The organism is Pseudodesulfovibrio sediminis (assembly GCF_020886695.1).
Classification (GTDB): domain Bacteria; phylum Desulfobacterota; class Desulfovibrionia; order Desulfovibrionales; family Desulfovibrionaceae; genus Pseudodesulfovibrio; species Pseudodesulfovibrio sediminis.
On sequence record NZ_AP024485.1, the window covers coordinates 1,852,326 to 1,878,688 of the forward strand.

Consider the following 26,363-nt stretch of genomic DNA (forward strand, 5'->3'; position numbering starts at 1 on the left):
CCCTGTGCTAATACCTCTCTTCATGGGGTTTATCACAAAACTACTGCCCGCCGGGTGGACCGGAACGCTCGGAGATCTGGGTGAAGACGCCGCTGCCCGCTATCTCGAAACCAAGGGGTTTCGCATACTGGACCGCAACTGGCGCTTCCATCAGTGGGAGCTGGATCTCATCTGCAAAGACCGGGACACCCTCGTGTTCGTGGAAGTGAAAACCCGCAAGGCCAACTCCATGGCGACCCCGGGGGACGCTCTCACCCGGAAGAAACAGGCCCGACTCGTCAAGGCGGCCAGCCACTACCTGACAAGGAAAGACCTGTGGGACACCCCCTGCCGTTTCGACCTGGCCGGCGTCATTGACAACGGGACCTCCATGGACGTGGAACATATTGAAAACGCATTTGACCTCACCGGAATGAATATATGACCGACACAGGTACACTCTGGGTGGTGGCCACCCCTCTGGGCAACACGGACGACCTGTCGCCCCGCGCCCGCGACATCCTGACCGAAGCCGACGTCATCCTGGCCGAGGACACTCGCCGCGCCGGGCTGCTCTTCAAACGGCTCGGGCTGGAACGACATGGACGATTGATCTCCTTTTTCGAACATAACGAAGACAAGCGACTGCCCAGGGTGCTCGAACTCCTGGAAGAGGGTACCGAAGTCGCCCTCATCTCCGACGCAGGCACCCCGCTTCTGTCCGACCCCGGCTTCACACTGGTCCGGGCCTGCCGGGACCACGGCTTCACCGTGTCCCCCGTTCCCGGCCCCAGCGCACCGGTGGTCGCCCTGTCCGCCAGCGGCCTGCCTCCCCTGCCCTACACATTTCTCGGCTTCCTCCCGCGCAAGAAAAGCCAGACCGAAAAACTGCTCGCCGCCCACGGCCAGACAGGTGCCACGCTCGTTTTCTTCGAACGCAAATCCAGACTCGCAACAACCCTTGCAATCGCCCATGAAGCCCTGGGAGACCGGGAGTTCTGTGTGGCCCGGGAGCTGACCAAGGAGTATGAAGAGTTCATCCGCGGCGACCTCGGTTCACTGGGCGCGATGGACCTTGAACTGCGCGGCGAGTTGACGGTAATCATCGGTCCTGCAGGAGAATCCGGCGACACCACGGAAGACGCCATACAACAACTGGTTGAAGAGGAATCCCTGGCAGGCGGCAAGCCCAAGGAGATCGCCCGGCGCGTGGCCGACCGCGCCAACGGCTGGACCTCCAAGGAAGTTTACGCCGTCATGCGCAAATAAAATATCGCCACTTTTACGGGCTGTCCGGGCCCCTCCGGTATACCCGCATGCTCCCTTGATTCGAGCGGGAAAGTGCAAAAAACGACCTGTGTTGACTTCTGATAACACCTGTCACAAGTTGGCGCGGCCTGCACGCCCGGACCATGACGGACCACGAACGCCAGGGCACGCATTCACTACAACGAGACCATTTCAGAGACATCCAATGAGCTTGAAAGAACTACACCGCAAAGTCCTTGAAGGACGCACTCTCTACGATGCCGACATCAGGTACATCGTGCACCTGCCTGACGATCGTCTCCCGGAGCTGCTCCAGTATGCGCACGCCATCAGGATGACGCATTTCAACACCACCATCGGACTGTGCGCCATCATCAACGCCAAATCCGGCACCTGCTCCGAAGACTGCTCGTTCTGCGCCCAGTCGGGCCATCACAACACGCACAGCCCGGAGTATCCGCTCATTTCAGCCGACGAAATACAGACGGCCGCCCGCAGGGCCCAAAGCCATGGCGTGACCCGCTTCGGCATCGTCGCCAGCGGCAAGCTGGTTGGGGACAAGGATCTGCACGGCTTTGCCCAGAGCATCCAAAAAGTCGCGGAGCTTGGTATGCACCCCGACCTGTCGCCGGGCACCCTTGATGTGGGCCAATTAAAAACATTGGAAAAGGCGGGATTGAAGGGCTATCATCACAATCTGGAAACATCGGCGTCCTTTTTCCCCCGCATGTGCTCCACGCATGCCTATGAAGAGGATGTGGCCGCTGTCAGGTCAGGCATTGAAGCCGGACTGTATGTCTGCTCCGGCGGCATATTCGGCATAGGCGAATCATGGGAGGATCGGATCGAGCTGGCCCTGCTGCTCAGGGAATTGGGCGTACAGTCCATCCCCATAAATTTCCTGCACCCCATTCCCGGAACGCCTCTTGAAAACCGGGAGGTGTTGACACCGGCAGAGGCCCTCAAGGTCGTTGCCCTGTATCGCTTCCTCCTGCCTGACCGCGCATTGCGCATCTGTGGTGGCCGCGTGACGGTGTTCGGCAATACGCGAAAGCACGAGTTGCTCGCCTCCGGTGCCAACGGACTGATGGTCGGCGATTACCTGACCACCAAAGGAGGCTGCGTTGCCTCCGATCTGGACGAAATAAACAAAGCCGGTCTGACCCCGGCGGCAGGGTAGGACTATATGACCACCAATTCACTGACCGATCTGCACAGGCTTGTCTGGACCGCGCTCCTGGCCGCCCTCATCGGCGCCGGAGCCTACCTCATCATCCCCATCGGGCCGGTGCCGGTCTCCATGCAGCCGTTCTTCATTTTTCTCGCAGGCTATGCACTCGGTCCCAAACACGGGGCGCTGGCCGTGGCGCTCTACCTGCTGGCCGGGACCGTCGGCCTGCCTGTTTTCTCTGGCGGCAAATCAGGGCTGGGCCATCTCCTCGGCCCTACCGGCGGCTATCTGTTCGGTTTCGTGCTGTCAGCCTGGCTGTGCGGCCTAGCCCGCAAAGCCGACCAGACCATCCCGTGGATTGCCGGGCTGCTGTATGGTTGCGCCGCGCTGATTGTCGCCTATGGTGTCGGTGTCATCTGGCTCAAGTTCACCCTCTCCCTTGAATGGTACAAGGCTGTGACCATCGGCGTACTCCCGTTCATACCCTGGGACGCCATCAAGATCGTGGTCGCTCTGGTCTGTGGCCGCCACCTCATGAAATTCAGTTTTCTTCCGGGCCAGAGATAGGATACACAAAGGGTCCCACACGCAGCGCGGCGGCGGAAACTGGACAGTCAGAAGACTGTATGCTTTGATGCGATCCCGTTCCTGTTCATTACATTAGTAAGGAAAAAAAATGCATAAGACCTCTTTGGCCGACCTTCATCAGCTTGTCTGGACCGCACTCATGGCCGCCCTCATCGGCGCCGGTGCATATATTTATGTTCCTATCGGACCGGTTCCCGTGTCCATGCAGACCTTTTTCGTCACCCTGGCCGGGTTCGTACTCGGTCCCAAACGGGGCATGCTGGCCGTGGGCCTTTACCTGCTGGCCGGAACCATTGGCCTGCCCGTCTTTGCCGGCGGCACATCCGGCCTGGGTCACCTCCTCGGTCCCACCGGCGGTTTTCTCATCGGCTTCATGCTCTCGGCCATGATCTGCGGCATCGCCCGCAAACAGAACGAAGGCGTGACCTGGGTTCGAGGCATCATCTTCGGCCTGCTCGGCATGGTCGCCCTGTTCGTCGTGGGCGCAGGCTGGCTGAAGTTCTCTCTGGACTTCACATGGATGAAGAGCTGGTCCGTGGCCGTGGCTCCGTTCCTCGTGTGGGGAGCCATCAAGACCGCAGCAGCCCTGGCGACATGCCGGTATCTGACCAAGTTCAACCTTCTACCGGTCCACGCCTAACAGGACAAGGACTCCATGGTGGATAGAGTGCTCCCGCCCATGCGGCCCGACTCCAGGTCAATGGCCTTTGTGCGCAGTTTCCTGCGCTGCTATATGGTGGGAGCGGGTTTCAACACCCGTGGCATGCAGAACATCGGCCTCATGTACGCCATGCAGCCGGGTCTCTATGCCATCCATGACGACCCCAAGGAGCTCAAGGCGGCCCTGAAGCGGTACGCCAGCCACTACCAGTCGCATCCTTTCTGGACGCCCTGTCTGGTCGGCATCCTGTTGAATGTGGAGACGTCCATCGCAGGCGGCCATTTTCCGCCCAAAATGCTGGCCAAGGTCAGGGACACGACCACCTACACCCTCTCAGCCATCGGGGACTCGGTCTTTGCCGGCAGCCTGCTTATCTTCTGGGCGTTGGCGACCATCTGTCTGCTGCTGAGCGGGTACGGCATAGCCGCATTCGTTCTCGGGGCGTGCTGCATGCTGAGCCTTCAGGTGTTCCGTGCGCTCACCTTTATCGGCGGGACAAAGTACGGATTTCAGTTTTTGCAAAAGCTGAAAAAATGGGACCTCATCAACTGGGGACGCCGGGTCAAGTATGCCAACGCCGGGCTCATGCTCTGGCTTTGGACGCTCATCTGGCCACGCCCCTACACCGTTTGGGAGCTGCTTCTGGGAACGACGGCGCTCATGATTTTTGCCCGCTTCGTGCGCACAGGGTTTCTCTCGCGCGTACTGGCGGTGGCGGTTTTTCTGGTAATGATCACGTTCTATCCCTTGTTTGAGGAAGTGATCAGACAGGCTTTTAACTTGTGATTTTCGTTTCAATCAGCCATATACTATGGTTTGAAGAAGCAGGTTCATATATGACGGAAGAAACTACGACATCCACATCAGCCGCTGGCCATTACCTGTCCAGACAGGTGATCGTGGCCAGCGAAAACGGATTACACGCACGACCTGCCGGAAGGCTGGCCCAGGAGGCGCAGTCCTTCGAGGCAAGCATCTCCATCGTCTCTGACGAACAGGTAGTGGATGCCAAATCCATTCTCGACGTGCTGACACTGGCTGCCGGCCCTGGCCACATTCTTGAATTGCGGGCCACGGGCACAGATGCCGAAGAGGCTCTCAACCGTTTGTCGGAACTGTTTAAAAACAAATTCGAAGAGGCATAGATGGCTGACGCGATCGTTTCAGGTATTTCGGTTGCCACAGGTATCGCCATTGGCAAGGCGTATTTCGTCAACCGCAATCATATGGCCCGCCTGCCGCGGCAGACTGTGGCCTCTGATCTGGTGCCGGAAGAAATCAAACATCTGCACAAAGCGTTCGCCACCGTGGAGGCCGAACTCACGGCCATCCGCGCCCAGGTACCCGAAGAGCTGAAAAGCCACGCTTCCCTCATCGACACCCACCTGATGATGCTCAAGGACCCCAAACTGTCCGGGGCTGCGGAAGGATACATCAAATCCCTGGGCCTCAATGCCGCCTGGGCGCTGGAAAAAGCCGTCTCCGATCAGGAGCGGGCCTTTGGCGCCATCAAGGACCCGTATATTCGCGAGCGCATGCAGGACATCCGCGTGGTGGCCGACAAGGTCCAGACCAAACTCATGGGTGTGGACAATGACATCACCGCCATCGAAGGCAGAGCCATCATCATGGCGCATGACCTGACCCCGGCGGACACCGTCGAGTTGCAGGTAAACAAGATCATGGCCTTTGCTACCGTGCGCGGCGGCAAGACCTCCCACACTGGCATCATGGCCCGCTCTCTGGCCATTCCCGCGCTGGTCGGCGTGGACAAGCTGGAAGACGCGGTCCACGATGGCGATCTGGTGATCATCGACGGCCTGTCCGGCAAGATCATCGTCAATCCCAGCGAAACCGAGCTTGCCGACTACACCGAACGGGCCGCAGCATTCGAGTCCTATACCCGCAAGATCAAACGCCAGTGCAACCTCCCGGCAGAGACCTTTGACGGCTCCCGCGTTCAGGTGCTGTCCAATATCGAACTGGTGGAAGAAGTGGCCGCGGTCATCGACAACGGCGGCGAAGGCGTCGGGCTCTACCGCACCGAGTACGCCTACCTCAACCGCACTGATCTGCCCACCGAAGACGAACTGACAGACAAATACATCGACCTGGCCGCCATCATGGCACCGCGCAAGGTCGTCTTTCGCACGTTGGATCTGGGCAGCGACAAGTTCATCTCGACTTTTGGCGAACTCAACGAAACCAACCCGGCCATGGGGTTGCGGGCCATCCGCTTCTGCCTGAAGAATCCCCAGCTTTTCAAGGTGCAGCTCCGAGCCATCCTGCGCGCCTCGGCCTATGGCAACGTGTCCATGATGTTTCCCATGATTTCCGGCGTCAAGGAAGTCCGGCAGGCCAAGGCGTGGCTTGCACAGGCCAAGGCAGAGCTGCGGCGCGAGGGACTGGACTACGATCCCAACATGCCCATCGGCACCATGATCGAACTGCCTGCCGCCGTGATGATCGCCGAATACCTGGCCCACGAGGTGGATTTCTTCTCCATCGGCACCAACGACCTCATCCAGTACTCCATCGGCGTGGACCGCACCAACCATCATGTGTCGTACCTGTACCAGCCGCTCCACCCGGCCACACTGCGCGCCATCAAAATGGTTGTTGACGCCGCCCATCAGGCAGGCATAGAAGTGTCCCTCTGCGGCGAAGTGGCGTCCGACCCGTTTTGCGTGCCAATCCTGCTCGGCATGGGCATTGATTCGCTCTCCATGACGCCACAAGCCATTCCCGGCATCAAACGGATCATTCGGCAGACCAACATGCATGACTGCCGCAAGCTCCTCAAGGACGTCCTGCAATGCCGCACGGTCAGCCGCATCAACAACTTGGTGATGGATAATATTTTCAAACACTTTCCAGAGGAAGTAAGCTTTTTCTCCTCTCTTCTGGAAAACGACGAACTGCCTTCCTAGGCACTCCACATGGGCAAGAAAAAAAAGAAATCCAAGGTCACTCCAAACACCATCGGTACCAACAAACAGGCCCGACGGTTGTATGAAATACTCGAAACCTTTGAAGCGGGCATTTCCCTGGTGGGCAGTGAAGTCAAATCCCTGCGCGGCGGACATGTCTCGTTCAAGGACGGCTATGTACAGTTCCGCGACAACTCCGCCTTTCTGGTGGGGGTGCACATCGCGCCTTACGACAAGACCGGCCTGTACGACCAGCATGACCCGGAACGGCCCAGACGCCTGCTCCTGCACAAGGCGGAGATCACGGTACTCAAAGACAAGACGGAACAGAAAGGGTTGAGCGTAATCCCCATGAAGATGTATTTCAGCCGGGGCAAGGTCAAAGTCCTGCTCGGACTGGGACGTGGTAAAAACGTCCACTCCAAGAAGCAGGACCTCAAGGCCAAAGATATAGCCCGAGACACCGCTCGGCAACTGGCCTCGTATAAATAGCCTAAGCTCGAATGCGAACACCAAAAAGGCCGCTCCTCAGGGAGCGGCCTTTTACATGCACTTGTTTTCTGTTCGGAGACGACCTCACCTAAACGGTTGTCTTCGGCCCCCTCTGTGTCATCCGCTGAACTCGCGTCTTCACTTTCACAAGTCCGGCACGAGTCGTCTGCCGCCATGTGGGCCGCTCTCCGGCACCGGTGCCGCCCACCCTGCTGACGCTCCCGGCCTGGCTTGCCACAGACTGAATGACCTGAGGTACCAACCGTTCGGAAAAGCCCGCGAGAAAGCTCCAAAACATCATCTTCGCCATGTCCTGCCCAGATGCCGGACTGGTCTTCTGCAAAAAATTCGGTATGTCAATTGCCCGGTCGTGGATGAATTCCGGAATGTAAAACTTGGGAAAGATGTCGAGATCCATAATCTCCGTCAAAAAGAGGACATACAGCACCAACGCAAAAATGCCGCCGAACAGCGGTATTATGAGGACCGACGCCCAGGACTTGGAAAGGAGATCCAGCTCATCGTCATCAATGCTCGTCAGCCGTTGCTGAATACTCACGAACCCGCCCAGTATGCCGCAGCCAAAGACCACGGCTGTGATCAGTATCCCCTTGTTGAACAGCATGCCTCCCAGAAAGAGGAGCGCCGTACCGGCAAGCGCCCCCCCGGAACAGAGAAGCAGTTGCCGTGAGATGAGCATGATCTTCCGTCTGCGTTCTTTCATGATATCCTTCCTTCGGCTCTGTCGGGATAAAAGAGCCACGTATATGCGATACGGTATACCACGCCACACAATCTAAAACAAGCTGACGTCTAACGCAGGGGAATAACGGAGAGATCAGAACAGACTGGCCTGTTCCTGCTTTTTTTCTTCGGGTTTGACACCACCAAAAGTGAGGCGGTGCATTTTGCATGGGCCGAGTGTTTTGACGGCCTCCATGTGCGCCTTGGTGCCGTAGCCCATGTGCTTGGAAATCCCGTAACCGGGATACCGTTTGGCGAGCTTGACCATCAGGCGGTCACGAAAGGTCTTGGCCATGATTGAGGCCGCTGAGATGGCCGGAATCTTGCCGTCGCCCTGAATAACGAATTCTTGCGGGATATGCAGCTTCAAGGCATACGGCGGGATGGTCTTGTTGCCATCGATCTGAAGGAATTTCGGCTGAACATTGAGATGCCGCACGGCACGCCCCATGGCCCTGAAGGTGGCCTGAAGGATGTTGATCTCGTCGATCTCCGGTGCCCATGATACGCCGATGGTCCAAGCCACGGCCTGCTCGCGGATAAGGTCGTAGAGAACTTCCCGTTTGGCGGCAGTGAGCTTCTTGGAGTCCGTCAGCCCCGGCAGATCGTACTCGACAGGCAGGATGCACGCCCCGGCCACCACAGGCCCGGCCAGACAGCCGCGCCCGGCTTCGTCCACGCCCGCTATCTCGGTGGGCGCATACCCGCTCTGATCATACAATGTAACCTGACTCATCCGATTCCTCCGCGCCTCTTCTGCCTCAAAACCGAAAAAATAGCCACAGGGACACACCCCGAGTTTTACGAACGAAGCAAGAACGGCGGCATGCCCGAAAGGAAGAGGAGCATACAAATAGCTGGTTACGCGTAACCCCAACCACAAAAGCCCGAAGTGTCAGAAGACACTCCGGGCATATACTCACAAAGGATTCAGGATATTTTTGGAGAAGTGGTGAGATGTGCCGATGCGAACGAAACTCAGGACCGCCGCGTATTCCCATACGCAAGGGTCTGCATTTCGAGAGCAGCGGTGCAGATCGCCGCTTGTCACGAGGCACAAACCACAAAAGCCCGAAGTGTCAGAAGACACTCCGGGCGTATACTCACAAAGGATTTGAGAATTTTTTGGAGAAGGGGTGAGATGTGCCGATGCGAACGAAATTCAGGACCGCCGCGTATTCCCATACGCAAGGGTCTGTGTTTCGAGAGCAGCGGTGCAGATCGCCGCTTATCCGAAAAATTATTCCCAGATCTGCTTGGACTTGATGCGTGCAGCCTTACCACGCAGTTCGCGCAGGTAATAGATGCGGCTACGACGAACTTTACCTTCGGAAACCACTTCGACGCGGTCGATGAAGGGGGAGTTCATGGGGAACACACGCTCAACGCCGATACCGTCGGAAATCTTGCGAACGGTAAAGGTGGAGTTGGTGGTGCCACGACGACGACGAAGAACTGCGCCCTGGAAGACCTGGATACGCTCTTTTTCGCCCTCAATAATACGGTAGTGAACCTTGACGGTGTCACCGGCCTTGAACTGGGGCATATCCAAACGGATGTGTTCGGATTCAATTTTCTTGATGATGTCCATGATAATCTCCTAAATTCTTAATACTCATCCGCGACAAGTCGATCCACAATAATTGCAACCGCACTTCGTACCGACAGATGGTTGTAGTCATCCAAATACCTGACAGGTCTCAACACGCCGTCCGTTTTGGAGAGGACTTCTTCAGCCAAACCGTGTCCAGTTCCAAAAATCAATAAAACCGGAGAGTTGGCCAGCCAGCTTTGCACGTCCCCGTAGGTCAATGCAGGCTCAGCATTCTTGCGACGATCCAGCCGTGCTGAAGTAGCCGCGAGGCGGGGACATTGCCCTGTTTGCGCCTCGATGTCAAGAACTGCAGCCTCAATATCGTCAAAAACCTTTACCTTTGAAAACGCCTCCGCCCGGTCCGGATTCGCCAGACTGCCTGCCCCCTGTTTCCAGTGGGTCAGGATCGTGTCGGCCATGGCCTTCTGGTCTTCGATGGGGGTGGTGGCGTAGAATCCGCCAAGACCATAACTGCGAGCCACGCGCGCCATGTCGTGCAGGTCGAGGTTGGTCACGGACACGGCCACTTTCTCACCGAACTTGTTGACCACCGGATAATGGCAGAGCGCGATATACAGGTTGCGGCCCAGCCGGGTGCGCGGCAGGGTGCGCAGAAAATCGATATCCTCCACCGTGAGGCTCGCCTCGGGCAGCATGTCCGGCCGATCATTCAGGGTAGCTGTCAGAGAGCACTCCCGCCGCCATGTGGCGATCTTGCCATGGTCGCCGCTCCTGAGCACCGCGGGCACCTTCAGCCCCTCGTGAGCGTCCGGGCGGGTGTAATGCGGATACTCCAGCAGTCCGGCAGAGAACGACTCCTCTTCGCCAGAGTCCTCATGCCCCATGAAGCCGGGCAACAGCCGCGCCACGGACTCGACAAGACAGACCGCACCGGCCTCACCGCCGTTGAGCACGAAATCGCCCACAGAGACAAGCTCAATGGGGTAGAGATCGAGCAGGCGCTCGTCTATGCCTTCGTACCGGCCACAGATGAGGGTGATGTCTTCTTCGGCGCTCAGCGCACGCGCTCTGGCCTGCGTGAGTGGCTTGCCGCGTGGCGAGAGCATCATAATGCGCCCGGGGGAGTCGATGGAGTCAAGCGCCTTGATCATGGGGTCGAGTTTGAGCAGCATGCCGGGACCGCCGCCAAAGGGACGGTCGTCCACGGACTTGTGCACCCCGCCAGCGAACTGCCGGACGTCCACATGATCAAGAGAGACCAGCCCGGTTTCCACGGCCTTGCCCATGAGTCCGCTCGAAAGGGGCGACTCGAAATACTGCGGAAAGATGGAGACAAGGTGAAAATTCATAGTGTCCTATCTCACAATGCGCGTGTGCAGCCGCATTGATGGTTACTCGCGTCCCGATTCTTCCATGGCTGGTTTCTCATCCGGGAACTTATCCGAACAGAGCATGCCGCCAGCGCCCCAGTTACTCTTTTTGACATCTTCAAGGATGACATAGATCGAATCCACATCACAGCCGGTAATGCGCGCTGTTTCCCTGGACAGGACCTCGACCAACTCCCGCTTCTGGTCCGTGGTTCGTCCTTCAAACATCTCTACTTTTATTACGGGCATTTTTTATCATCCCCTTGACAGCTTTGCTCCGAAGACTTCCACGTGCGCCGAACACGCGCCCCGGACGTTCAGAATCGGGTCACTCGGTCTTTGGCTCTCCGCCTTTATTCCGGCGGGGCTTTTTTTTGGACGTTCGCCGTTTCGCCTTCTTTTTCTTGGGCGGCTCGGGATTCAGGTAGAGATCAAGCAACCCCTCGGGGGGTTCGATGACAATGATCTCATTGTCCAGATCGATATCGACCACGAACTCGGGCACGGCAGGCAGAAGGATTTCGGTCTTGGCCGCGTTCTCGATAACCCAGATATCCTGTTCGCCGGTCTCATAGAATCCCTTGAGCACACCGACTTCGGTGTCATCCGCCAGGACCACGCGGCATCCGATCATCTGATAGAAGTAATGCTCGCCCTCTTCGAGTTCGGGCAGATCTTCCTCGCGCACCAGCACAGACCGGCCACGCAGCAGCTCTGCCTGGTCACGATCGGTCACACCCTTGACGGTAAGCAGGATAAGTCCCTTGTGCTCACGCCAGGAGGTGACAGTAATGGGTTTGGGGGATTTTTTGTCTTCCTGAAGATACAGGGCAGGAGCATCGCCGAAAATGGACGGGGAGTCTGCATAACTCTTTATGCAGAACTCCCCTCGAATTCCGTGCGGTTTTACCACCCCGCCCAGGGAGATATACCCAGTGACGGACTGTTTCATAAGGCTCGACCTGTTGGAGCTACTCGAGAATCTCCAAAACGGAGCGCTTGTGAGCCTTGGTGGAGGCAGCTCCCAACAAGGTGCGCATGGCGCGGGCCGTGCGGCCCTGCTTTCCAATCACCTTGCCAAGATCTTCCTTGGCCACTTTCAGCTCAATCACCGAGGTCTGTTCTCCCTCGACTTCAGAAACGTGCACTTCGTCCGGGTTGTCCACCAGGGACTTGGCAATGTACTCAATCATCTCTTTCAGCATGACGTCACCTCCGTGCGAGCGCGTCGTCGCGCGCTGTGTACTATAACTGCCAATCGGAGACCGGACAGAGCAGGAGTGTCCTTGCGGTCACCCTGCACAAAGAAGCGCTGACGCTACTTGCCGGCCTTTTTCAGCAGGGAACGGACAGTGTTGCTGGGCTCGGCGCCCTTTGCCAACCACTGTTCGATCTTTTCCATGTCAAGTTTGATGTCGTTAGGCTCGACCATCGGGTTGTAGTGACCCAGGAACTCAACAGGACGTCCATCACGACGGGTAGCGGAATCAAGAGCTACCACGCGGTAGAAGGGACGCTTTTTGGAACCCATACGGGTCAGTCTGATTTTCATAGCCATAATACTTATTCTCCCAATAGTTAATTAATACGTTTTTGCCCAGTCAATGGCAAGTTAATATGATTCAAAGGTCAATGACCTTGATTGCCTACTTCTTTTTCTTCTTTTTCTTATTCTTCTTGTTCAATTTTTTCTTTTTGCGCGCCTTCAGGGTCTTTTTGGACAAGGCTCTTTTGCCGGAGTCATCCTCACCCATGCCGGGCATTCCAGGCATACCGGGCATTCCGGGCATGCCAGGCATACCGCCCAGAGCATCCATGTCAGGCATACCGCCCTTGCCGGCGAGGCCGGAGAGCTTGCCGAGCAATCCCTTCTTCTTGCCTTTGCCACCGCCGCCCATCATGGACTGCATGACCGTGCTCATCTGCTTGAAGTTCTTGATGAGTACGTTGACATCGGCGACCTTGACGCCCGAACCCTTGGCAATGCGCTCCTTGCGGCTGGCATTGATGAGCTTGGGCTGACGGCGCTCCTGCATGGTCATGGAGGAAATGATCGCTTCGGTGCGCTTCATTTCATCTTCGGGCATGGCGTTGTCGCCCATCTGCTTCATGATGTTGCCCATACCGGGAATCATCTTGAGCAGCCCTTCCATGGAGCCAAGCTTCTTGAGCTTTTTCATGTGACCAAGGAAGTCCTCGAAATCGAACTCCGCCTTGGCCATCTTTTCGGCCATGGCCTTGGCCTCATCCTCATTGATTTCGGACTGCGCCTTTTCAATGAGGGTCATCATGTCGCCCATACCAAGGATGCGCGACGCGATGCGGTCAGGGTGGAAAAGTTCCAGTTCGGAGAGCTTTTCCCCTACACCCACGAATTTAACGGACTGACCTGTCACCGTCTTGATGGACAGGGCGGCACCGCCACGGGCGTCACCATCCATCTTGGTCAAAACAACACCGGTGATGCCGAGCTTCTCATTGAAGGTCTCGGCAACGGTCACGGCGTCCTGACCTGTCATGGCATCTGCCACGAACAAAATTTCCTGCGGGGCACACTCGTTCTTGATGTTCTCAAGCTCATCCATCAAGACTTCGTCGATAGCCAGTCGACCCGCTGTATCAAAGAGAACAAGATCACAGCCCAATTCTTCGGCCTTGACCAGCGCATCCTTGCAGATATCCACCGGATTCATATCCGTGGTGGACGGATACACAGGGCAGTCAAGCTGCTTGGCCAGCGTGTTCAACTGGTCAATAGCGGCCGGGCGATACACGTCGGCCGGAACCAGATACGGCTTCCTGGCGTGCTGCTTGCGCATGAAGAGCGCGATCTTGCCCGAGCTGGTGGTCTTACCCGATCCCTGAAGACCGACCATCATCAGTTTCAGCGGCTTGGCCTTGAGGTCCAGCCCCTGCTGTTCACCACCCAGAAGCTCGATCAGCTCCTCGTTGACGATCTTGATGAAATGCTGTCCGGGCTCGAGACCCTTGAGCACCTCGTCGCCCATGGCGCGTTCCTTGACCTGGTCAACAAACTGCTTGACCACCTTGAAGTTGACGTCAGCTTCGAGAAGCGCAAGGCGCACCTCTCTCAGACCCTCCTTGATGTTGTTTTCATCAAGGGTCTTTTTGCCACCCAACTTGGAAAAGGTGGAGCTCAGTCTCTCTTGCAGGCTCTCGAACAACTGCCTATCTCCCGGGATTATCTCGTTTTATTAATTTTACCCACGCGCAAAACTCCCGTCCAGCGCGGGCAAAGAGGGGGTTTGGTAAGCCAGATAAGAAAGATAGTCAAGGCCGACGAGGCCCGGCATCACCGCAGGGAGCCCTGTTTTCGCGGTACGCAAGCGGCCTGATCAAGCAACTCCGGTCCATCATTTGCGACCGAATTGACCGCCACGCGCACCGCCTCCCGAAACATGGGTTTGTGGAACACGGTTTCACTCAGTGTACCAGGGCGCTACGCGTCCGGCATGGAACATGCCAAAGACCTCTTCCAAGCATTTTTTGGGGATACCTTGGCAAACCGTCCGCACATGGCTCATCCATATACTCAATGAAATGAGAAGGCCAGCACACCATGAACGAGCGACTGAAACTCAGGGGCTTTTCGTTGCAACCAGCCGTCTTTTGTGCGAATAATCTCTACCATATGCGAAACACCTCGGATTCTGGATTTTCCCATGTGGCCTTCACCCACTTCGTGCCCTCGTTTTTCACGGGCATCATACTGCTGTACCTGTGGAACAGTATTCTGAACATGAGCATCATCGTCGAACTGTCCAAGGGCGTACTGAGCATGGACGATTTCGTGGTGTCGAGCTGCAACGGCGTACTCACGGCCTGTGTGGTGGTGCTTTTTCACATCATGCGCAACCGCAGCAGGGCGCGCAAAGACGCCCGGTCGCACACTCCCGCGCAAACACGCATGCTGGTCAACGCGGCCATTGTCGGGTTCGCGGGCGGCGCACTGGATGTCCTTCTCATGCTGCACGTGCTGGGAATCATGGGCATGACACTCATCGTGGTTGTCATTCTCGGCGGACATATCCGCGTCTTCATCAACAAGATCCCACGCATGCTCACCCCCGGCAACACGGCCTCCTGGAGCGATGTCTCGGAGATGGCACGCATTTACATGACCATGCTGGCCGGGTTCACCCTGGTCAACGCCACACTGGACGGCGCACACATGCTGATCGGCTCCACGCCCCCCTTTGGCTTCGCGGTCAACAACAGCGACATTTTCCTCAATTCCCTCTACTTCACGGTCGTCACCATGACCACGCTGGGCTTCGGCGATATCGTACCCAATACATGGGACGGCAAACTCCTGCTCATCTTTCAGTGTCTGGTCGGATACGTCATGTTCGCGCTCATGGTAGGCATCATCACCCGGGGCGTAATCCCGGGCAAGAACAGCAAAGGATAGCCCATGTTCATTGACCCCCTTGCCATATTCCTGATCTTCTGTTGCGGGTATCTGATCAGCCGCGTGGGCCTGCCGCCGATGATCGGCTATCTGGTGGCCGGATTCGCCCTGTCCACCCAGGGTTATGTCTCTGGGCCGGCCATACGCGAAATCGCCGACATCGGCGTGACCATCCTGCTTTTCACCATCGGTCTCAAGCTGCGCGTCCGCAGTCTGTTCAAGCCCGAAGTCTGGGCCGGGGCAAGCCTGCACATGCTCACGACCGTTCTCCTGTTCACCGGAGGACTCATGGGACTGGCCGGAGCAGGGCTCTCCATCTTTGCCCATCTCGATCTGACCACAGCCGCACTCATCGCCTTTGCCCTGAGCTTCTCGTCCACGGTCTTTGCCGTCAAAATCCTCGATGAATCAGGGCGCGCGGCCTCCCTCAGCGGTCGGACCGCCATCGGCGTCCTCATCGTACAGGACATCTTTGCGGTGTTGTTTCTCGCCTTTTCCACGGGCAAGGTTCCCACCCTGTGGGCCGTCGCCGTACTGGCGGCCCTGCCTGTCGCCCGGTGGCTGTTCATGCGCATACTCAATCGCATCGGGCACGGTGAATTGCAGGTGCTGTTCGGCTTTTTCCTCGCCTTTGTCGCCGGGGCATGGGCCTTCGACATCGTGGGCATGAAGGCCGATCTGGGCGCGCTCATCATGGGCATGCTGCTGGCGCCCCACGCCCGGGCCAACGATCTTGCCAAGTCGCTCTATTCCATTAAAGACTTTTTGCTGGTGGGCTTCTTCCTCGAAATAGGGCTGGCCGGACTGCCGAGCATGGAGACTCTGGGCGTGGCGCTCCTCCTTGTCCTTGCAATTCCGGTGAAAACCTTTCTGTTCTTCCTTGTTTTCACCCGGTTCAGGCTCAAGGCCCGCACCAGCTTCACCACCGCCCATCTGCTGGGCAACTACAGTGAGTTCGGACTGATCGTGGGCGGTCTGGCCGTGACCAACGGCTGGCTCAGTCAGCAATGGCTGCTGGCCATTGCCATCGCCCTCTCCGTCTCCTTTGTCATCGCCTCGCCACTGAACAAGAGCATAGACACGATCATCCTCTGGGCAAAAAACGCTCTCAAAAGGTTCGAAACCAGAGAACGCCATCCTGACGAAGAACCCTATGAGGCCGGGGAATGGCAGATTATCGTGATCGGAATGGGCAGGGTCGGCACAGGGGCCTATGACTATTTCAACGAACGCTTCGGCGCTGTCACGCTGGGGTTGGACTTTGACGCAGAGATGGTGGATCGCCATCTGGAAAACGGCCGACAGGTCCTGCTGTGCGATGTCACGGACCCGGACTTCTGGCACAAGCTGCCAACCAAGGGGCACATGGTCAAACTGGTCGTACTGACCATGCCGAATCTTGAATCACAGCTCTTTGTGGTGGAGCAGATCAAGAAGCGAGGCTACCCCGGCGATATCGCTGCCATGGCAAAGTACGACGATGAAGTCGAAATCCTTAAGGAAGCCGGGGTGGACACGTCCTTCAATGTCTTTGCCGAAGCCGGCATCGGTCTCGGGTCCCACATCTGTCGAGAGCGGGAAGGGCTGGATATCCTGTCCCTCAAGGCTGAAGAAGAAAGCTGAACAGCGTCACCCGTCCCCTGTTCGAAGCACAGCCAAAGCCCAGCGGGGCTATGGTCGAGGACTATATCTTTTCAAGCATTGTCGAATAGATATTCCTGATCATGTCCTTGGGCATAGTGCTGTCCCAGTGCCCGGTCATCCTGGCCAACCCCCAGACGAGCAACAATGTTGCGACACAGCCTATGCCTATGGTCAGCCACGGGATGCGTTTCCTGCCATTGAGGGAAAAACCGAGACAGTCGTCAATCGGACACACGCCCACACATTCGCCGCACCCGATACACTCAGGGGAACGCACAACCTTTTTGGTCTGTACCGTAATGCCCGCAGGACATGCCTTTGCGCATTTGCCACAGTCGATACAGGTGGTCGTATTCCGTCTGATACAGGATGGCCCGGCCCAGGAAAACAGGCCGAGCAACGCGCCGTAAGGGCAGAGGTAGCGGCACCAGAAATTGCGGATCACCACATTCAGGACAACGAGTACGCCGATGGCCAGCAGGGACAGCAGGGTCGGTTTCATGAAAAAATGCAGCATCTTCGCATCGGACACGAGATTGAACGGACTGGAGATGAATGACTCCAACGAGCGTGTATCCATTGAAAATATGGCAAACAGGAACCCGCCGAGCAACAGATACTTGAGCCCTGTCAGCGGCAGGTCGATCAGTTTTGGCGGGATGACGCCCAGTCCCATTCTGCGCCCCAGCCGTTCAAGCAGCCCGGACAGGAACCCCACCGGACAGATGTAGCCGCAGAACCCCTTGCGAAACAGAAAGGCCATGAGCAGCACGGCAATAAAAATGGCCAACCCCGCCGGGTGCACGGAATCCCATTGTCCGGTTGTGAGCAGGCGACGCAGCCCCAACAGTGCGCTGATGGGGAGAAACCCTTCCACAGCCCCGGGCTTGGGGGTAAACACCTCGGTGGTGCCGACCGCCCAGGCGAGAAAGGCCACAAAACGCAGCCCAACATAGATACAGAAAAGGGTGAAAACAGCCTGAACGGCAAGACGAAAACGAGTGGGCGTGATGGAAGTATTCATGGTTTTCCTAGCAGGGTTTGCACCTGCCCTACGCCATGATTGAAGGAGTGGCAACCGATTGCACAGCTTGCACTTCGACGGGAATCACCGATAGCAGGCAACTGTCCTGTGTGTGCCTGCCGCCGGCAGGAGCGCCATGCAAGAAACAATGTTTGAGGCTGCCATTATTGCATTTTTCCCTATGTATTATACCCGCATTCCGGGCATCTTATCCTGAACTGCTCCAAACGACACTGCCTGCGGAACATTTTTTCTTGACAATATGAACCTGAGTTCATATTTGTATTTTAAGTAACAGGAGGAAACGATGAAGATGTTTTTCAAAAACCGCCCCGGACACATTTGCTCCTGGCGCAGTCAGTGGACTTTGAACAACCCCATTCGACTTTTATTGCATCCGCCCGACACAATATTGGCGCCGTTCGTCAAGCCGGGTATGACCGTGATAGACACTGGCTGCGGAACAGGCGCTTTCACCATCCCCATGGCGCATATGGTCGGAGAAACAGGAAAAGTTCTCGCCGTAGAGTTGCAGGCGGAAGCCTTGGCACGGATAGAAGAAAAAGCTGAAAGGACGGGATTGACCAGAAGAATCGAGACATGGAAGTGTGAAGCGGAGGATATCGGCCCCCTCCCCTCGGCCGACTTTGCCTTGTCATTCTATATGGCTCACGAAGTGCCTGATATCCAAGTCTATTTCACCCGCATGGCAGAATGCGTCAAACCGGGTGGCCTGCTTCTGCTGGCCGAACCTCCGATACATGTATCCCAAAAAGCCTTCAAAAGAGAGGTTCACACTGCACTCGATGTCGGGTTTGCGCTGGAGACGGCCCCTCCCATACGATTCAGCCATGCAGCAATGCTGAAGCGGACTTGATGATCAACCCCAAGACAGGTATCTTCACGTCGGAGAAAACAATGAGTCATGAAAAGAAGATACGCATTCCCCAGCAGACCCGGAGCATAGAGAAAAAAAGCCGCATTGTGGACGCGGCCATGAAACTATTCAGCGAAAAGGGGTTTCAAAAAACCAACGCCAAGGAGATCGCCTCGGAAGCCCACGTCTCGGTCGGCACCTTCTACGCCTATTATACAGACAAAAAAGCTCTGCTCCTCGACATTCTGAAAAGGCACATAACCACTGTGGATCAAACGATTTTCCATAAACTGAATGCATCCATGCAGACGGGCATCTCAGGCAGGGAAATCATGCGACGCATCGTTACGGAAGCACACAAGACGCACCACCATCCTCCGGAACTGCTGCGCACCCTCCTTGCCATGCGCTATACGGATACGGACATAGCTCGACTTTCCGAGACCCAAAATGAAGCACTGATCAACAAACTCGCCACCTTCTTTGAAAGTATACAAAGCAAGCTGCGCATCACAGACATGTCAGCCGCAGCCCGAGTCGTATCCAATGCATTCGAAGAGACGATGCACTCTGTCGCTGTCTTTGATTCCAAGATTGAACAGGAGCGACTCTTTGATGCCCTGACCGACATGACCGCAACCTACCTGTTCAAAGACCCGGACTGCCCGCTCTAATCAACGGACTCCTCGCGCAGCCAGCGACGCCTACTCCGCGCATTCCACGCACAACTCGGTCTCGGGCATGGCCTTCAACCGCGCAATGGGGATGGGGTCGCCGCACTCCACGCACAGGCCGAAATCCTCGTCCTCGTCCACCCGCTTGAGGGCCTCCTTGAGCCGGACCAGCCGGACCTTGGACTTGGACAGCTGTGCCTCGACAACGGACTGGTTGACGATGTTGTCCATGCGCGAGATGCGCCCGATGGCATTATCCGGCGCCACAGGCTTGAGGCGTGCCTTGAGCCGGGGAATCTCCGCCTTCAACGACTCGATCTCTTCGGCAGCGTATTGTTTGAACGCCAGCTTCTGCTTGTCTGTCATGCCAGCTTCCGCAGTCGATCCATGGCGTCCTGAAGGATGGGCATCTCCTTGGCAAAGCAGAACCGGACCATGGTTTCACCCACCGGGCCACCGTAAAAGGCCGAGCCGGGCACACAGGCCACACCGGTCTTTTCGAGCAGATACAGCGCACTTTCCTTGGCGGTCCTGCCGGGCAGACCTGTCACGTCGGCCAGCGTGTAATAGGCGCCCTTGGGAACATGCGGGGTAAGCCCTATATCACGCAGGGTGTCGCAAAACAGGTCGCGCTTCATCTGATGATCGTCGGACACGCCCTGATAGTATTCGGAGCCGAGCTGTTCCATCCCCTTTGCCGCGCCTATCTGGAGCGGGGAAGCGGCGCAGACGTACACCAGATCGTTGAAATGGCCCATGGGCAACGCCCACTCGGGGTCACAGATGGCATACCCCAACCGCCAGCCGGTGATGGCAAAGACCTTGGACAGGCCGGACATGGTGATCGTGCGCCGGGCCATGCCGGGCAGCGTGGCCGGAGAAATATGGGTCAGCCCATCGTAGACAAAATGCTCGTAGATCTCGTCGGTGAACACAAAGATGTCGTGCGCCTGGGCAAAGTCGGCGATGAGCGTCAGCTCCTCCCTGTCAAAGACCTTGCCTGCCGGATTGGACGGCGTGTTCAGAATGATGGCGCGGGTCTTTGCGGTGACGGCTTTTTCAAGGTCTTCGGCACAGAATTCCCAGTTGGGCGGTTCCAGGGTGACATAGACCGGCTTGATGCCAAGCGAGGCCATGGTCACGATGTGGTAGCCATAGTACGGCTCGAAAACGATAACCTCGTCCCCTTCGTCGAGCAGTGCCAGACAGGCCGCGTAAAACGCGCCGGTGGCTCCAGCCGAGACCATGACCTGACGCTCCGGGTCCACATCCATCCCCGTGTATTTCTTTTGTTTGTCGGCAATGGCCTGACGCAGGCGCGGCAATCCGTCAAACCGGGTATAAATGTTGTAGCCGTCCGCCATGGCCTCGTTCGCGCCGTCCATGACAACCTGTGGCACGGGCAGATCGCACACGCCCTGGGCCAGATTGACACCGCCCACCCTGGCACATTCCAGAGTCATGTTGCGGATTTCAGACTGGGCTACCAGCGGTCTTCGCTTGCTCACTTTCAATGACATGAGTACTCTCTATGCTGTAATCTCAATTTTTTTATACGAAGGCGCACTATATATGACTTCATTACGGAATAAAACCCTCGTACTCTCAGGTGCATCCTCGGGCATTGGCGCGGCCCTGGCCGTGGAGCTGGCAAAGGAAGGCGTCAACCTCGTCCTGGGCGCACGCACGGAATCCAAACTGCTCGCCACGCGCGATGCCTGCCGCAAACTCGGGGTCAAAGCGGAATGTCTGGCCGGCGATGTTTCATCGTCCAACGTAGCGCAGGAGCTGGTCCAGATCGCCGACGTTCTCGGTCGCTTCCACGGATTCATCCACGCGGCAGGAGTGCTCGCGCCCGGCCCCTTTGTCTGGGAGCTTACCAAAACCCGATTCCGAGAGGTCATGGATTCTTCGGTCAGCGGAGCACACCAGCTTATCCGCCACGCCACGCCCATCCTGCTCGACCACGGGCAAGGGTTGGCGATCTTTTTCGGGTCCGGTGCGGCCGACCGCGCCCAGCCCGGCATCGGCGCGTATTGCGCGGCCAAAGCCGCCGAAGAACATCTGGCCCGACAGCTGGCCGCAGAAGCACCGGAAATCACCACGATCATCTGGAGACCGGGTGTCGTGGAAACCCGCATGCAATCGGATGCGCGCCAATCCAAAGGCGGCGGAGCCGAACAACTCAAAAAGGTTTTCAATCCCTGGAAAGAGGACGGCATTCTCCTGACGCCCCAGCAATCTGCGCGCGGACTGGTGGACTTTCTGCTGGACGAACCGGAGAAGTATCACGGCAAGGTGGCGGATATCAGGGAGCTGTAGGCGCAGGTTGACGAAAACACCCCTCTTCCCTATATGCTGGGACGAGATATCCCCTTCAACCCTTTAAAGGAGCTGCAATGAAAAAACTCACCTGTGCACTCTGTGTGCTGTTTCTGCTCGGTCTGCTCACCGCCTGTGGCGACGAAGTGGCCGACGATCCCAATCTCTCCGAAGAAGCCAAGGCCCTGGTCGAAGAAGTGGGCGGTCCTTTTTCCGAATCCGAATTCGAAAAATTCATGGCTGATCTCCCAGAAATCCCCAATATCACTGTTGAAAGCCGGAAGAACATGGGCGAAGTCAGTGGTGAAGCGCTGTCTGCCCAGATCTTGAGCGCCGTTGAAGAACAGGGCTGGGAAAAAGAGCGGTTCATGTATATCTACAGCCACGCCATGACCATGATGGGCATGCAGCAGATGGAAACCATGAACACGCAGATGCAGGCCCAGATGGAAGACATGCCTGAAGAACAGAAAAAAATGATGGAACAGATGTTAGCCCAGCAGATGGGCGGCCAGATGGAAGCCTACAAAGCCGAAGTGGACAAACAGATCCCCGCCTCGGAACAGGCCATCATCATGGATAATATGGATGACCTCTGCACGGCATTCGGCGTCCAGAAGCAGTAGCCATACATGATTGACATTCTCGCCATGTGGGGGTTGACGCCCGCGCGGCCGCGCACGGACATTCTCCTGCCCGGCAGCCCGGAACGGTGCGTCACCCGCATGGCTGTCGAAGACACGACCGGCCGGGTGTGGATGCTGGAGAAGCTCCTCCCCGGCCAGTTTGACAGACGCGAACGGATCGGTCGTACCCTGCTCGCCCTTGAGCAGGCAGGGCTGCCGGTCCCGGCCTATCTCCCGGACACGAACGGCCACTTCGTGGTCGAGCAGGACGAAGCCCACTACCAACTCTCACCGTTCGTCTCCGGCGACCTGCTGCCCCAACCGGAGTATATTGAGGACGCCGAACGTGGAGCCGGTCTGGGCGATTTCGTCTGCGCCCTGCACACTGCGGGTGCCGATATCCATGCCTTCGATGCGACCCCTGACTTCATCCTCGAAGAGTATGTCAACGAGCTCATGGGCACTATCGCCCTGCGCCGCCCGGAGGTGAACGCGACACTGCTGCCGGTTCTGCCCGTACTGGCGCCGCTTTTCACGGCATGGCCGACCCTGCCCCGCGCCCTCAGTCAGGGCGACCTGCATCCGCTGAACGTCATCTGGCAGGGACGCTCCGTGGGCGCGGTCATCGACTGGGAGTTCGCCGGTCTGCGCCCGGCGCTGTTTGACGTGGCCAACTGTCTCGGCTGTGTGGGCATTGAAGATCCCACCGCGCTGGTACGCGGTTTCAGCCTTGGCCTGCTACGCTCTCTCAAGGATTCAGGATGTCTGGAATTGACGAATTTCTCGCTCCTGCCCGAGCTGATCCTCGGCCTCCGCTTTGCCTGGATGTCCGAATGGCTCAGGCGAGGAGACACGGAGATGGCCGAGATCGAACTGCGCTACATGCGCCTGCTGACCAATTCCATCGACACCCTGTTACCGGCCTGGACACAAGCCCTGGGAGCATAATGCCCTTTGACAACACCTATGCGCGGTTGCCGCATCATTTCTATCAGAAAATCGCGCCGACTCCCGTGGCCGCCCCCCAACTCATTCGACTGAACACCCCGCTCGCACAGACGCTTGAACTCGACCTGCCGGAAACCGATCAGGCCCTGGCCGCGCTTTTTTCCGGCAACACCCTGCTGGACGGCATGGAACCGCTTGCACAGGCCTACGCGGGCCATCAATTCGGCCACTTCGTCCCGCAACTCGGCGATGGCCGCGCCCTGCTCCTCGGTGAAGCGGTCACTGGAGAGGGACACCGTTTCGATATTCAGCTCAAAGGCTCGGGCCGCACCCGATTCTCGCGGGGCGGAGACGGACGCTCTCCCCTCGGCCCGGTCATCAGGGAATACGTGGTCTCCGAGGCCATGCACGCGCTGGGCATCCCCACAACCCGCGCCCTGGCCATGGTCACCACGGGCGAGACTGTTCATCGAGAGACACCGCTGCCCGGTGCGGTCATGACCCGGGTGGCGTCCAGCTTTCTTCGCGTGGGCACCTTTGAATATTTTGCGGCGCGGAATAATGTCGACGCCCTCAGACAACTGGCTGAGTACGCCATTCAACGGCATTACCCCGAGGCAGCAGAGGCTGACAATCCCTATGCCGCGTTCTTTGAGGCGGTCTGCGCAGCGCAGGCAAAGCTGGTGGCGCAATGGATGTGCGTGGGGTTTATCCACGGTGTCATGAACACGGACAACACCACCATTTCCGGCGAGACCATCGACTTCGGGCCGTGCGCATTCATGGACAGCTACAACCCGGCGCAGGTGTTCAGCTCAATCGACCAGCAGGGACGCTACGCATTCAATCAGCAACCGCTCGTTGTGCAATGGAACATGGGCTGTCTGGGCGGCTGCCTCGTGCCACTGCTCAGTCAGGACGAGACAGAGGCCAATGCCATTGGCGAACAGATTCTCGGCACCCTGACACCCCGCTTCGCCGAACAGTACCGGAAAGGACTCTGCGCCAAGGTCGGCCTACACACGGCGACAGACAGCGATTTCGCGTTGACCAGGGAGCTGCTCTCGCTCATGCATCAGGACCATGTCGACTTCACGGTTGCCTTCCGCACATTATGCGACTGCGAGGACAGGGCCGACAGCTTTACGTCGCTCTTCGACGCTCGCGAGGCGATCGCCGCCTGGGTCGAGGAATGGCGGTCACGCCTCAAGGCGCAGGGAAACAACAAGGCCGAGCGCAGACACGCCATGCGCGCCGTGAATCCGGCATTCATTCCGCGCAACCACCGTATCGAGGAAGCCATAAGGGCCGCAGAGGACACAGGCGATTTCGCACTCACCCACCGGCTCATCGAAATTCTGAGCAACCCGTTTGCCGATCAACCGGAAAACAGTGCGTACCAGGAACCGCCGCAACCATCACAACGAGTACATCAAACCTTTTGCGGGACCTGATTGCGCGAAGGAAAACGGCGGAATCGAGCCACGATACGACCAAACGATTCAGGGGACAGTTTTCCCCAAAAAAAAGAGCCGACCACATGGTCGGCTCTTTGATGTATTGCGTTTTCTACAGACTAACCGAGTTCGGAAGCCAGTGCCGCGATCTCTTCACGGATGATGCGGGCCGCTTCCGCCGGTACCATGCGGGCTATTTCTTCCCGCAACAGGGATTCCAGCTCTTCCACTCGTGCTTCCAGGCTGGCGACCTTGTCCTGCAACTCCGCGATGTCGGGAACGGACTCGGTGCGGCAATCCACAAGCAGCTCTTCCACGCCAACGTCTTCAGACACATCGTGCCCAGCGTCGGGAGGCATGATCTCGGATGTCAGCGTCTCTTCAAGAGAGGTGTCCACCTCCATATCCGACAAGTCCAGAGGCTCGAAATCTTCGGCTTCGGCACCCTCGCCATCCATGACGTCGGTCACATCCACTTCAACCGTGTCCAGCAGACTGTCGACATCATCAATACCATCGTCATCAAGCTGATCCAGACCGGTCAGCTCTGCGTCGACGGCTTCGGTCTCCACGCCATCCGAGAGAGCGTCTTCAAAGACCGCCTCTTCGGCATCAGGGGGTACTGCGGCTTCACTCTTGCCATCAAAGATATTGCCCGAAACCACTGCTGTCGCGGCCTTGGGTTCATCCATGATCGATTCGATCTCATGATCTGCCACAGCATCCTCAACCGGTACTTCCGGAGCGGGTTCCTCGGCCAAGGCGGCATCAATCAAATCTTCAGGTTCAGGGGAAATTTCATCTGATTCAGGGACCGGCTCCAATTCAAGCTCAGGCTCAGCTTCCAGCTCGACTTCCGGTTCTGCTTCAGGTTCTGGTACCAGCTCCAACTCCGGTTCCGCTTCCGACTCAGGCACCAGTTCGACTTCCGGCTCCGGTGCAGACTCAGGCTCGGATTCAGGTGCCGCAGGTTCCTCAACAGCCTCCTCTTCAAGGAGATCATCGAGATTCATGATATCGTCGTCATCTTCGGCAACTGCGGCTTCTTCGACAAGATCATCCAGTTCAATGGCGTCTTCATCCGCCTGCGGCTCAACGTCCGGTTCGACGTCATTCTCTTCAGCGATATCATTCACCAGGGCTTCGATGTCAGGGAGATCCGCTTCCGGAGCCTCAGCAGCCGGACTCTCCTCCACCACATCCTCAAGCACCATGACTTCTTCTTCGGGTTCAGGGGCGGCCTCTTCAGCAACGTCTTCCAGAACCATGGGCGCTTCTTCCTCCGCCACCTCTTCCACAACGTCGTCAAGAAGGATCAGCTCGTCGTCATCGTCGCTGTCGGCGATTTCATCCAGAACGATCAGATCTTCATCAACGTCATCGACTTCGGGGGCCACTTCATCAAGCACTATGGGTTCTTCGTCGCCACTGTTCGCACCATCCTCTTCCAGGTCGTCAGAAAAGAGATCTTCGAGCTCCTGCTCGAAATCGGCATCAACAGATTCGGGATCAAGGCCTTCATGTTCTGTCATAGCACCATTTAATACGTCAGCGACGTCGACTTTATCATCAGTGGGGGGCGGGGGAGCCGGGGTCATGT

30 protein-coding genes are annotated in these 26,363 nt (G+C 57.4%); 17 read left to right on the forward strand and 13 right to left on the reverse strand.

Annotation, left to right across the window (positions count from 1 at the left end):
* Window positions 1-22 precede the first annotated feature (22 nt).
* From SRBAKS_RS08910 to smpB, 9 genes are all read left to right on the forward strand, one after another.
* Entirely contained in the window at window positions 23-424 is a 402-nt protein-coding gene (locus tag SRBAKS_RS08910; protein ID WP_229596789.1) for a YraN family protein, read from the forward strand.
* On the forward strand, window positions 421-1,248 hold the full coding sequence (gene rsmI, locus SRBAKS_RS08915) for a 16S rRNA (cytidine(1402)-2'-O)-methyltransferase (RefSeq protein ID WP_229596791.1): 828 nt from the start codon (window positions 421-423) through the stop codon (window positions 1,246-1,248). Before SRBAKS_RS08910 ends, rsmI begins: the two co-directional genes overlap by 4 nt.
* A 205-nt stretch (window positions 1,249-1,453) precedes the next feature.
* A complete protein-coding gene (gene bioB, locus SRBAKS_RS08920) occupies window positions 1,454-2,428 on the forward strand; it encodes a biotin synthase BioB (protein WP_229596793.1) in 975 nt (324 codons plus the stop codon).
* A 6-nt stretch (window positions 2,429-2,434) separates the two neighbouring features.
* On the forward strand, window positions 2,435-2,986 hold the full coding sequence (locus SRBAKS_RS08925) for a biotin transporter BioY (RefSeq protein ID WP_229596795.1): 552 nt from the start codon (window positions 2,435-2,437) through the stop codon (window positions 2,984-2,986).
* Window positions 2,987-3,095: 109 nt separating this feature from the next.
* On the forward strand, window positions 3,096-3,647 hold the full coding sequence (locus SRBAKS_RS08930) for a biotin transporter BioY (protein WP_229596805.1): 552 nt from the start codon (window positions 3,096-3,098) through the stop codon (window positions 3,645-3,647).
* Window positions 3,648-3,662: 15 nt separating this feature from the next.
* On the forward strand, window positions 3,663-4,454 hold the full coding sequence (locus SRBAKS_RS08935; protein WP_229596807.1) for a PTS system mannose/fructose/sorbose family transporter subunit IID: 792 nt from the start codon (window positions 3,663-3,665) through the stop codon (window positions 4,452-4,454).
* 50 nt (window positions 4,455-4,504) lie between these two features.
* Window positions 4,505-4,813 (forward strand): HPr family phosphocarrier protein, encoded by a 309-nt coding sequence (locus SRBAKS_RS08940; protein WP_229596809.1) that lies wholly within the window; start codon window positions 4,505-4,507, stop codon window positions 4,811-4,813.
* Window positions 4,814-6,598: a phosphoenolpyruvate--protein phosphotransferase gene (ptsP, locus tag SRBAKS_RS08945; RefSeq protein ID WP_229596811.1), complete on the forward strand. Its 1,785-nt coding sequence runs from the start codon at window positions 4,814-4,816 to the stop codon at window positions 6,596-6,598.
* Between the two features lie 9 nt (window positions 6,599-6,607).
* On the forward strand, window positions 6,608-7,090 hold the full coding sequence (gene smpB / locus SRBAKS_RS08950; protein WP_229596814.1) for an SsrA-binding protein SmpB: 483 nt from the start codon (window positions 6,608-6,610) through the stop codon (window positions 7,088-7,090).
* An 88-nt stretch (window positions 7,091-7,178) separates the two neighbouring features.
* Here the strand turns inward: smpB and SRBAKS_RS08955 are convergent, their stop codons facing one another.
* From SRBAKS_RS08955 to ffh, 9 genes are all read right to left on the reverse strand, one after another.
* The gene (locus SRBAKS_RS08955; protein WP_229596816.1) at window positions 7,179-7,814 is read right to left on the reverse strand and encodes a hypothetical protein; all 636 of its coding nucleotides are present in this window, start codon (window positions 7,812-7,814) and stop codon (window positions 7,179-7,181) included.
* Between the two features lie 114 nt (window positions 7,815-7,928).
* Window positions 7,929-8,570: a ribonuclease HII gene (gene rnhB / locus SRBAKS_RS08960; protein WP_229596818.1), complete on the reverse strand. Its 642-nt coding sequence runs from the start codon at window positions 8,568-8,570 to the stop codon at window positions 7,929-7,931.
* 504 nt (window positions 8,571-9,074) lie between these two features.
* Window positions 9,075-9,425, reverse strand: coding sequence for a 50S ribosomal protein L19 (gene rplS, locus SRBAKS_RS08965; RefSeq protein WP_229596820.1), 351 nt, complete (start codon window positions 9,423-9,425; stop codon window positions 9,075-9,077).
* A 17-nt stretch (window positions 9,426-9,442) separates the two neighbouring features.
* Window positions 9,443-10,738: a tRNA (guanosine(37)-N1)-methyltransferase TrmD gene (trmD, locus tag SRBAKS_RS08970; protein WP_229596822.1), complete on the reverse strand. Its 1,296-nt coding sequence runs from the start codon at window positions 10,736-10,738 to the stop codon at window positions 9,443-9,445.
* Between the two features lie 42 nt (window positions 10,739-10,780).
* Entirely contained in the window at window positions 10,781-11,008 is a 228-nt protein-coding gene (locus SRBAKS_RS08975) for a 4-oxalocrotonate tautomerase (RefSeq protein WP_229596824.1), read from the reverse strand.
* A gap of 79 nt (window positions 11,009-11,087) precedes the next feature.
* Window positions 11,088-11,711, reverse strand: coding sequence for a ribosome maturation factor RimM (gene rimM, locus SRBAKS_RS08980; RefSeq protein WP_229596826.1), 624 nt, complete (start codon window positions 11,709-11,711; stop codon window positions 11,088-11,090).
* A 19-nt stretch (window positions 11,712-11,730) separates the two neighbouring features.
* On the reverse strand, window positions 11,731-11,964 hold the full coding sequence (locus tag SRBAKS_RS08985) for a KH domain-containing protein (protein WP_229596828.1): 234 nt from the start codon (window positions 11,962-11,964) through the stop codon (window positions 11,731-11,733).
* Window positions 11,965-12,077: 113 nt separating this feature from the next.
* A complete protein-coding gene (rpsP, locus tag SRBAKS_RS08990) occupies window positions 12,078-12,317 on the reverse strand; it encodes a 30S ribosomal protein S16 (protein WP_229596830.1) in 240 nt (79 codons plus the stop codon).
* Window positions 12,318-12,405: 88 nt separating this feature from the next.
* Entirely contained in the window at window positions 12,406-13,944 is a 1,539-nt protein-coding gene (gene ffh / locus SRBAKS_RS08995) for a signal recognition particle protein (protein WP_229596841.1), read from the reverse strand.
* A gap of 395 nt (window positions 13,945-14,339) precedes the next feature.
* Between ffh and SRBAKS_RS09000 the strand changes: the two genes are divergently transcribed.
* Both SRBAKS_RS09000 and SRBAKS_RS09005 read left to right on the forward strand, forming a co-directional pair.
* Window positions 14,340-15,191, forward strand: coding sequence for a potassium channel family protein (locus SRBAKS_RS09000; protein WP_229596843.1), 852 nt, complete (start codon window positions 14,340-14,342; stop codon window positions 15,189-15,191).
* 3 nt (window positions 15,192-15,194) lie between these two features.
* Window positions 15,195-16,814 carry a cation:proton antiporter family protein gene (locus SRBAKS_RS09005; protein WP_229596845.1) on the forward strand — a complete coding sequence of 540 codons (1,620 nt, stop codon included), beginning with the start codon at window positions 15,195-15,197 and terminating at the stop codon, window positions 16,812-16,814.
* Window positions 16,815-16,875: 61 nt separating this feature from the next.
* Here the strand turns inward: SRBAKS_RS09005 and SRBAKS_RS09010 are convergent, their stop codons facing one another.
* Window positions 16,876-17,859, reverse strand: a complete 984-nt coding sequence (locus SRBAKS_RS09010; protein ID WP_229596847.1) for a 4Fe-4S binding protein — start codon at window positions 17,857-17,859, stop codon at window positions 16,876-16,878.
* A gap of 307 nt (window positions 17,860-18,166) precedes the next feature.
* Here SRBAKS_RS09010 and SRBAKS_RS09015 point away from each other — a divergent pair, with 307 nt between their 5' ends.
* Window positions 18,167-18,736, forward strand: coding sequence for an SAM-dependent methyltransferase (locus tag SRBAKS_RS09015; RefSeq protein ID WP_229596849.1), 570 nt, complete (start codon window positions 18,167-18,169; stop codon window positions 18,734-18,736).
* Between the two features lie 41 nt (window positions 18,737-18,777).
* Window positions 18,778-19,410 (forward strand): TetR/AcrR family transcriptional regulator, encoded by a 633-nt coding sequence (locus SRBAKS_RS17855; RefSeq protein WP_283816550.1) that lies wholly within the window; start codon window positions 18,778-18,780, stop codon window positions 19,408-19,410.
* A gap of 30 nt (window positions 19,411-19,440) precedes the next feature.
* Here the strand turns inward: SRBAKS_RS17855 and SRBAKS_RS09030 are convergent, their stop codons facing one another.
* The gene (locus tag SRBAKS_RS09030) at window positions 19,441-19,776 is read right to left on the reverse strand and encodes a TraR/DksA family transcriptional regulator (RefSeq protein ID WP_229596851.1); all 336 of its coding nucleotides are present in this window, start codon (window positions 19,774-19,776) and stop codon (window positions 19,441-19,443) included.
* A complete protein-coding gene (locus tag SRBAKS_RS09035; protein ID WP_229596853.1) occupies window positions 19,773-20,930 on the reverse strand; it encodes a pyridoxal phosphate-dependent aminotransferase in 1,158 nt (385 codons plus the stop codon). Before SRBAKS_RS09035 ends, SRBAKS_RS09030 begins: the two co-directional genes overlap by 4 nt.
* 52 nt (window positions 20,931-20,982) lie before the next feature.
* On the opposite strand from SRBAKS_RS09035, the gene SRBAKS_RS09040 reads away from it, so the two are divergent.
* The 4 genes from SRBAKS_RS09040 (at window position 20,983) to SRBAKS_RS09055 (ending at window position 24,760) form a co-directional block, all read left to right on the forward strand.
* Window positions 20,983-21,732 (forward strand): SDR family NAD(P)-dependent oxidoreductase, encoded by a 750-nt coding sequence (locus SRBAKS_RS09040; protein WP_229596855.1) that lies wholly within the window; start codon window positions 20,983-20,985, stop codon window positions 21,730-21,732.
* A 77-nt stretch (window positions 21,733-21,809) separates the two neighbouring features.
* Complete coding sequence (locus SRBAKS_RS09045; RefSeq protein ID WP_229596857.1) at window positions 21,810-22,358, forward strand: hypothetical protein; 549 nt, start codon at window positions 21,810-21,812, stop codon at window positions 22,356-22,358.
* A gap of 6 nt (window positions 22,359-22,364) precedes the next feature.
* Window positions 22,365-23,306, forward strand: a complete 942-nt coding sequence (locus tag SRBAKS_RS09050; protein WP_229596859.1) for a phosphotransferase — start codon at window positions 22,365-22,367, stop codon at window positions 23,304-23,306.
* A complete protein-coding gene (locus SRBAKS_RS09055) occupies window positions 23,306-24,760 on the forward strand; it encodes a protein adenylyltransferase SelO (RefSeq protein ID WP_229596861.1) in 1,455 nt (484 codons plus the stop codon). Before SRBAKS_RS09050 ends, SRBAKS_RS09055 begins: the two co-directional genes overlap by 1 nt.
* A gap of 122 nt (window positions 24,761-24,882) precedes the next feature.
* Here the strand turns inward: SRBAKS_RS09055 and SRBAKS_RS09060 are convergent, their stop codons facing one another.
* Window positions 24,883-26,295, reverse strand: coding sequence for a hypothetical protein (locus tag SRBAKS_RS09060; RefSeq protein WP_229596863.1), 1,413 nt, complete (start codon window positions 26,293-26,295; stop codon window positions 24,883-24,885).
* Window positions 26,296-26,363: the final 68 nt, after the last annotated feature.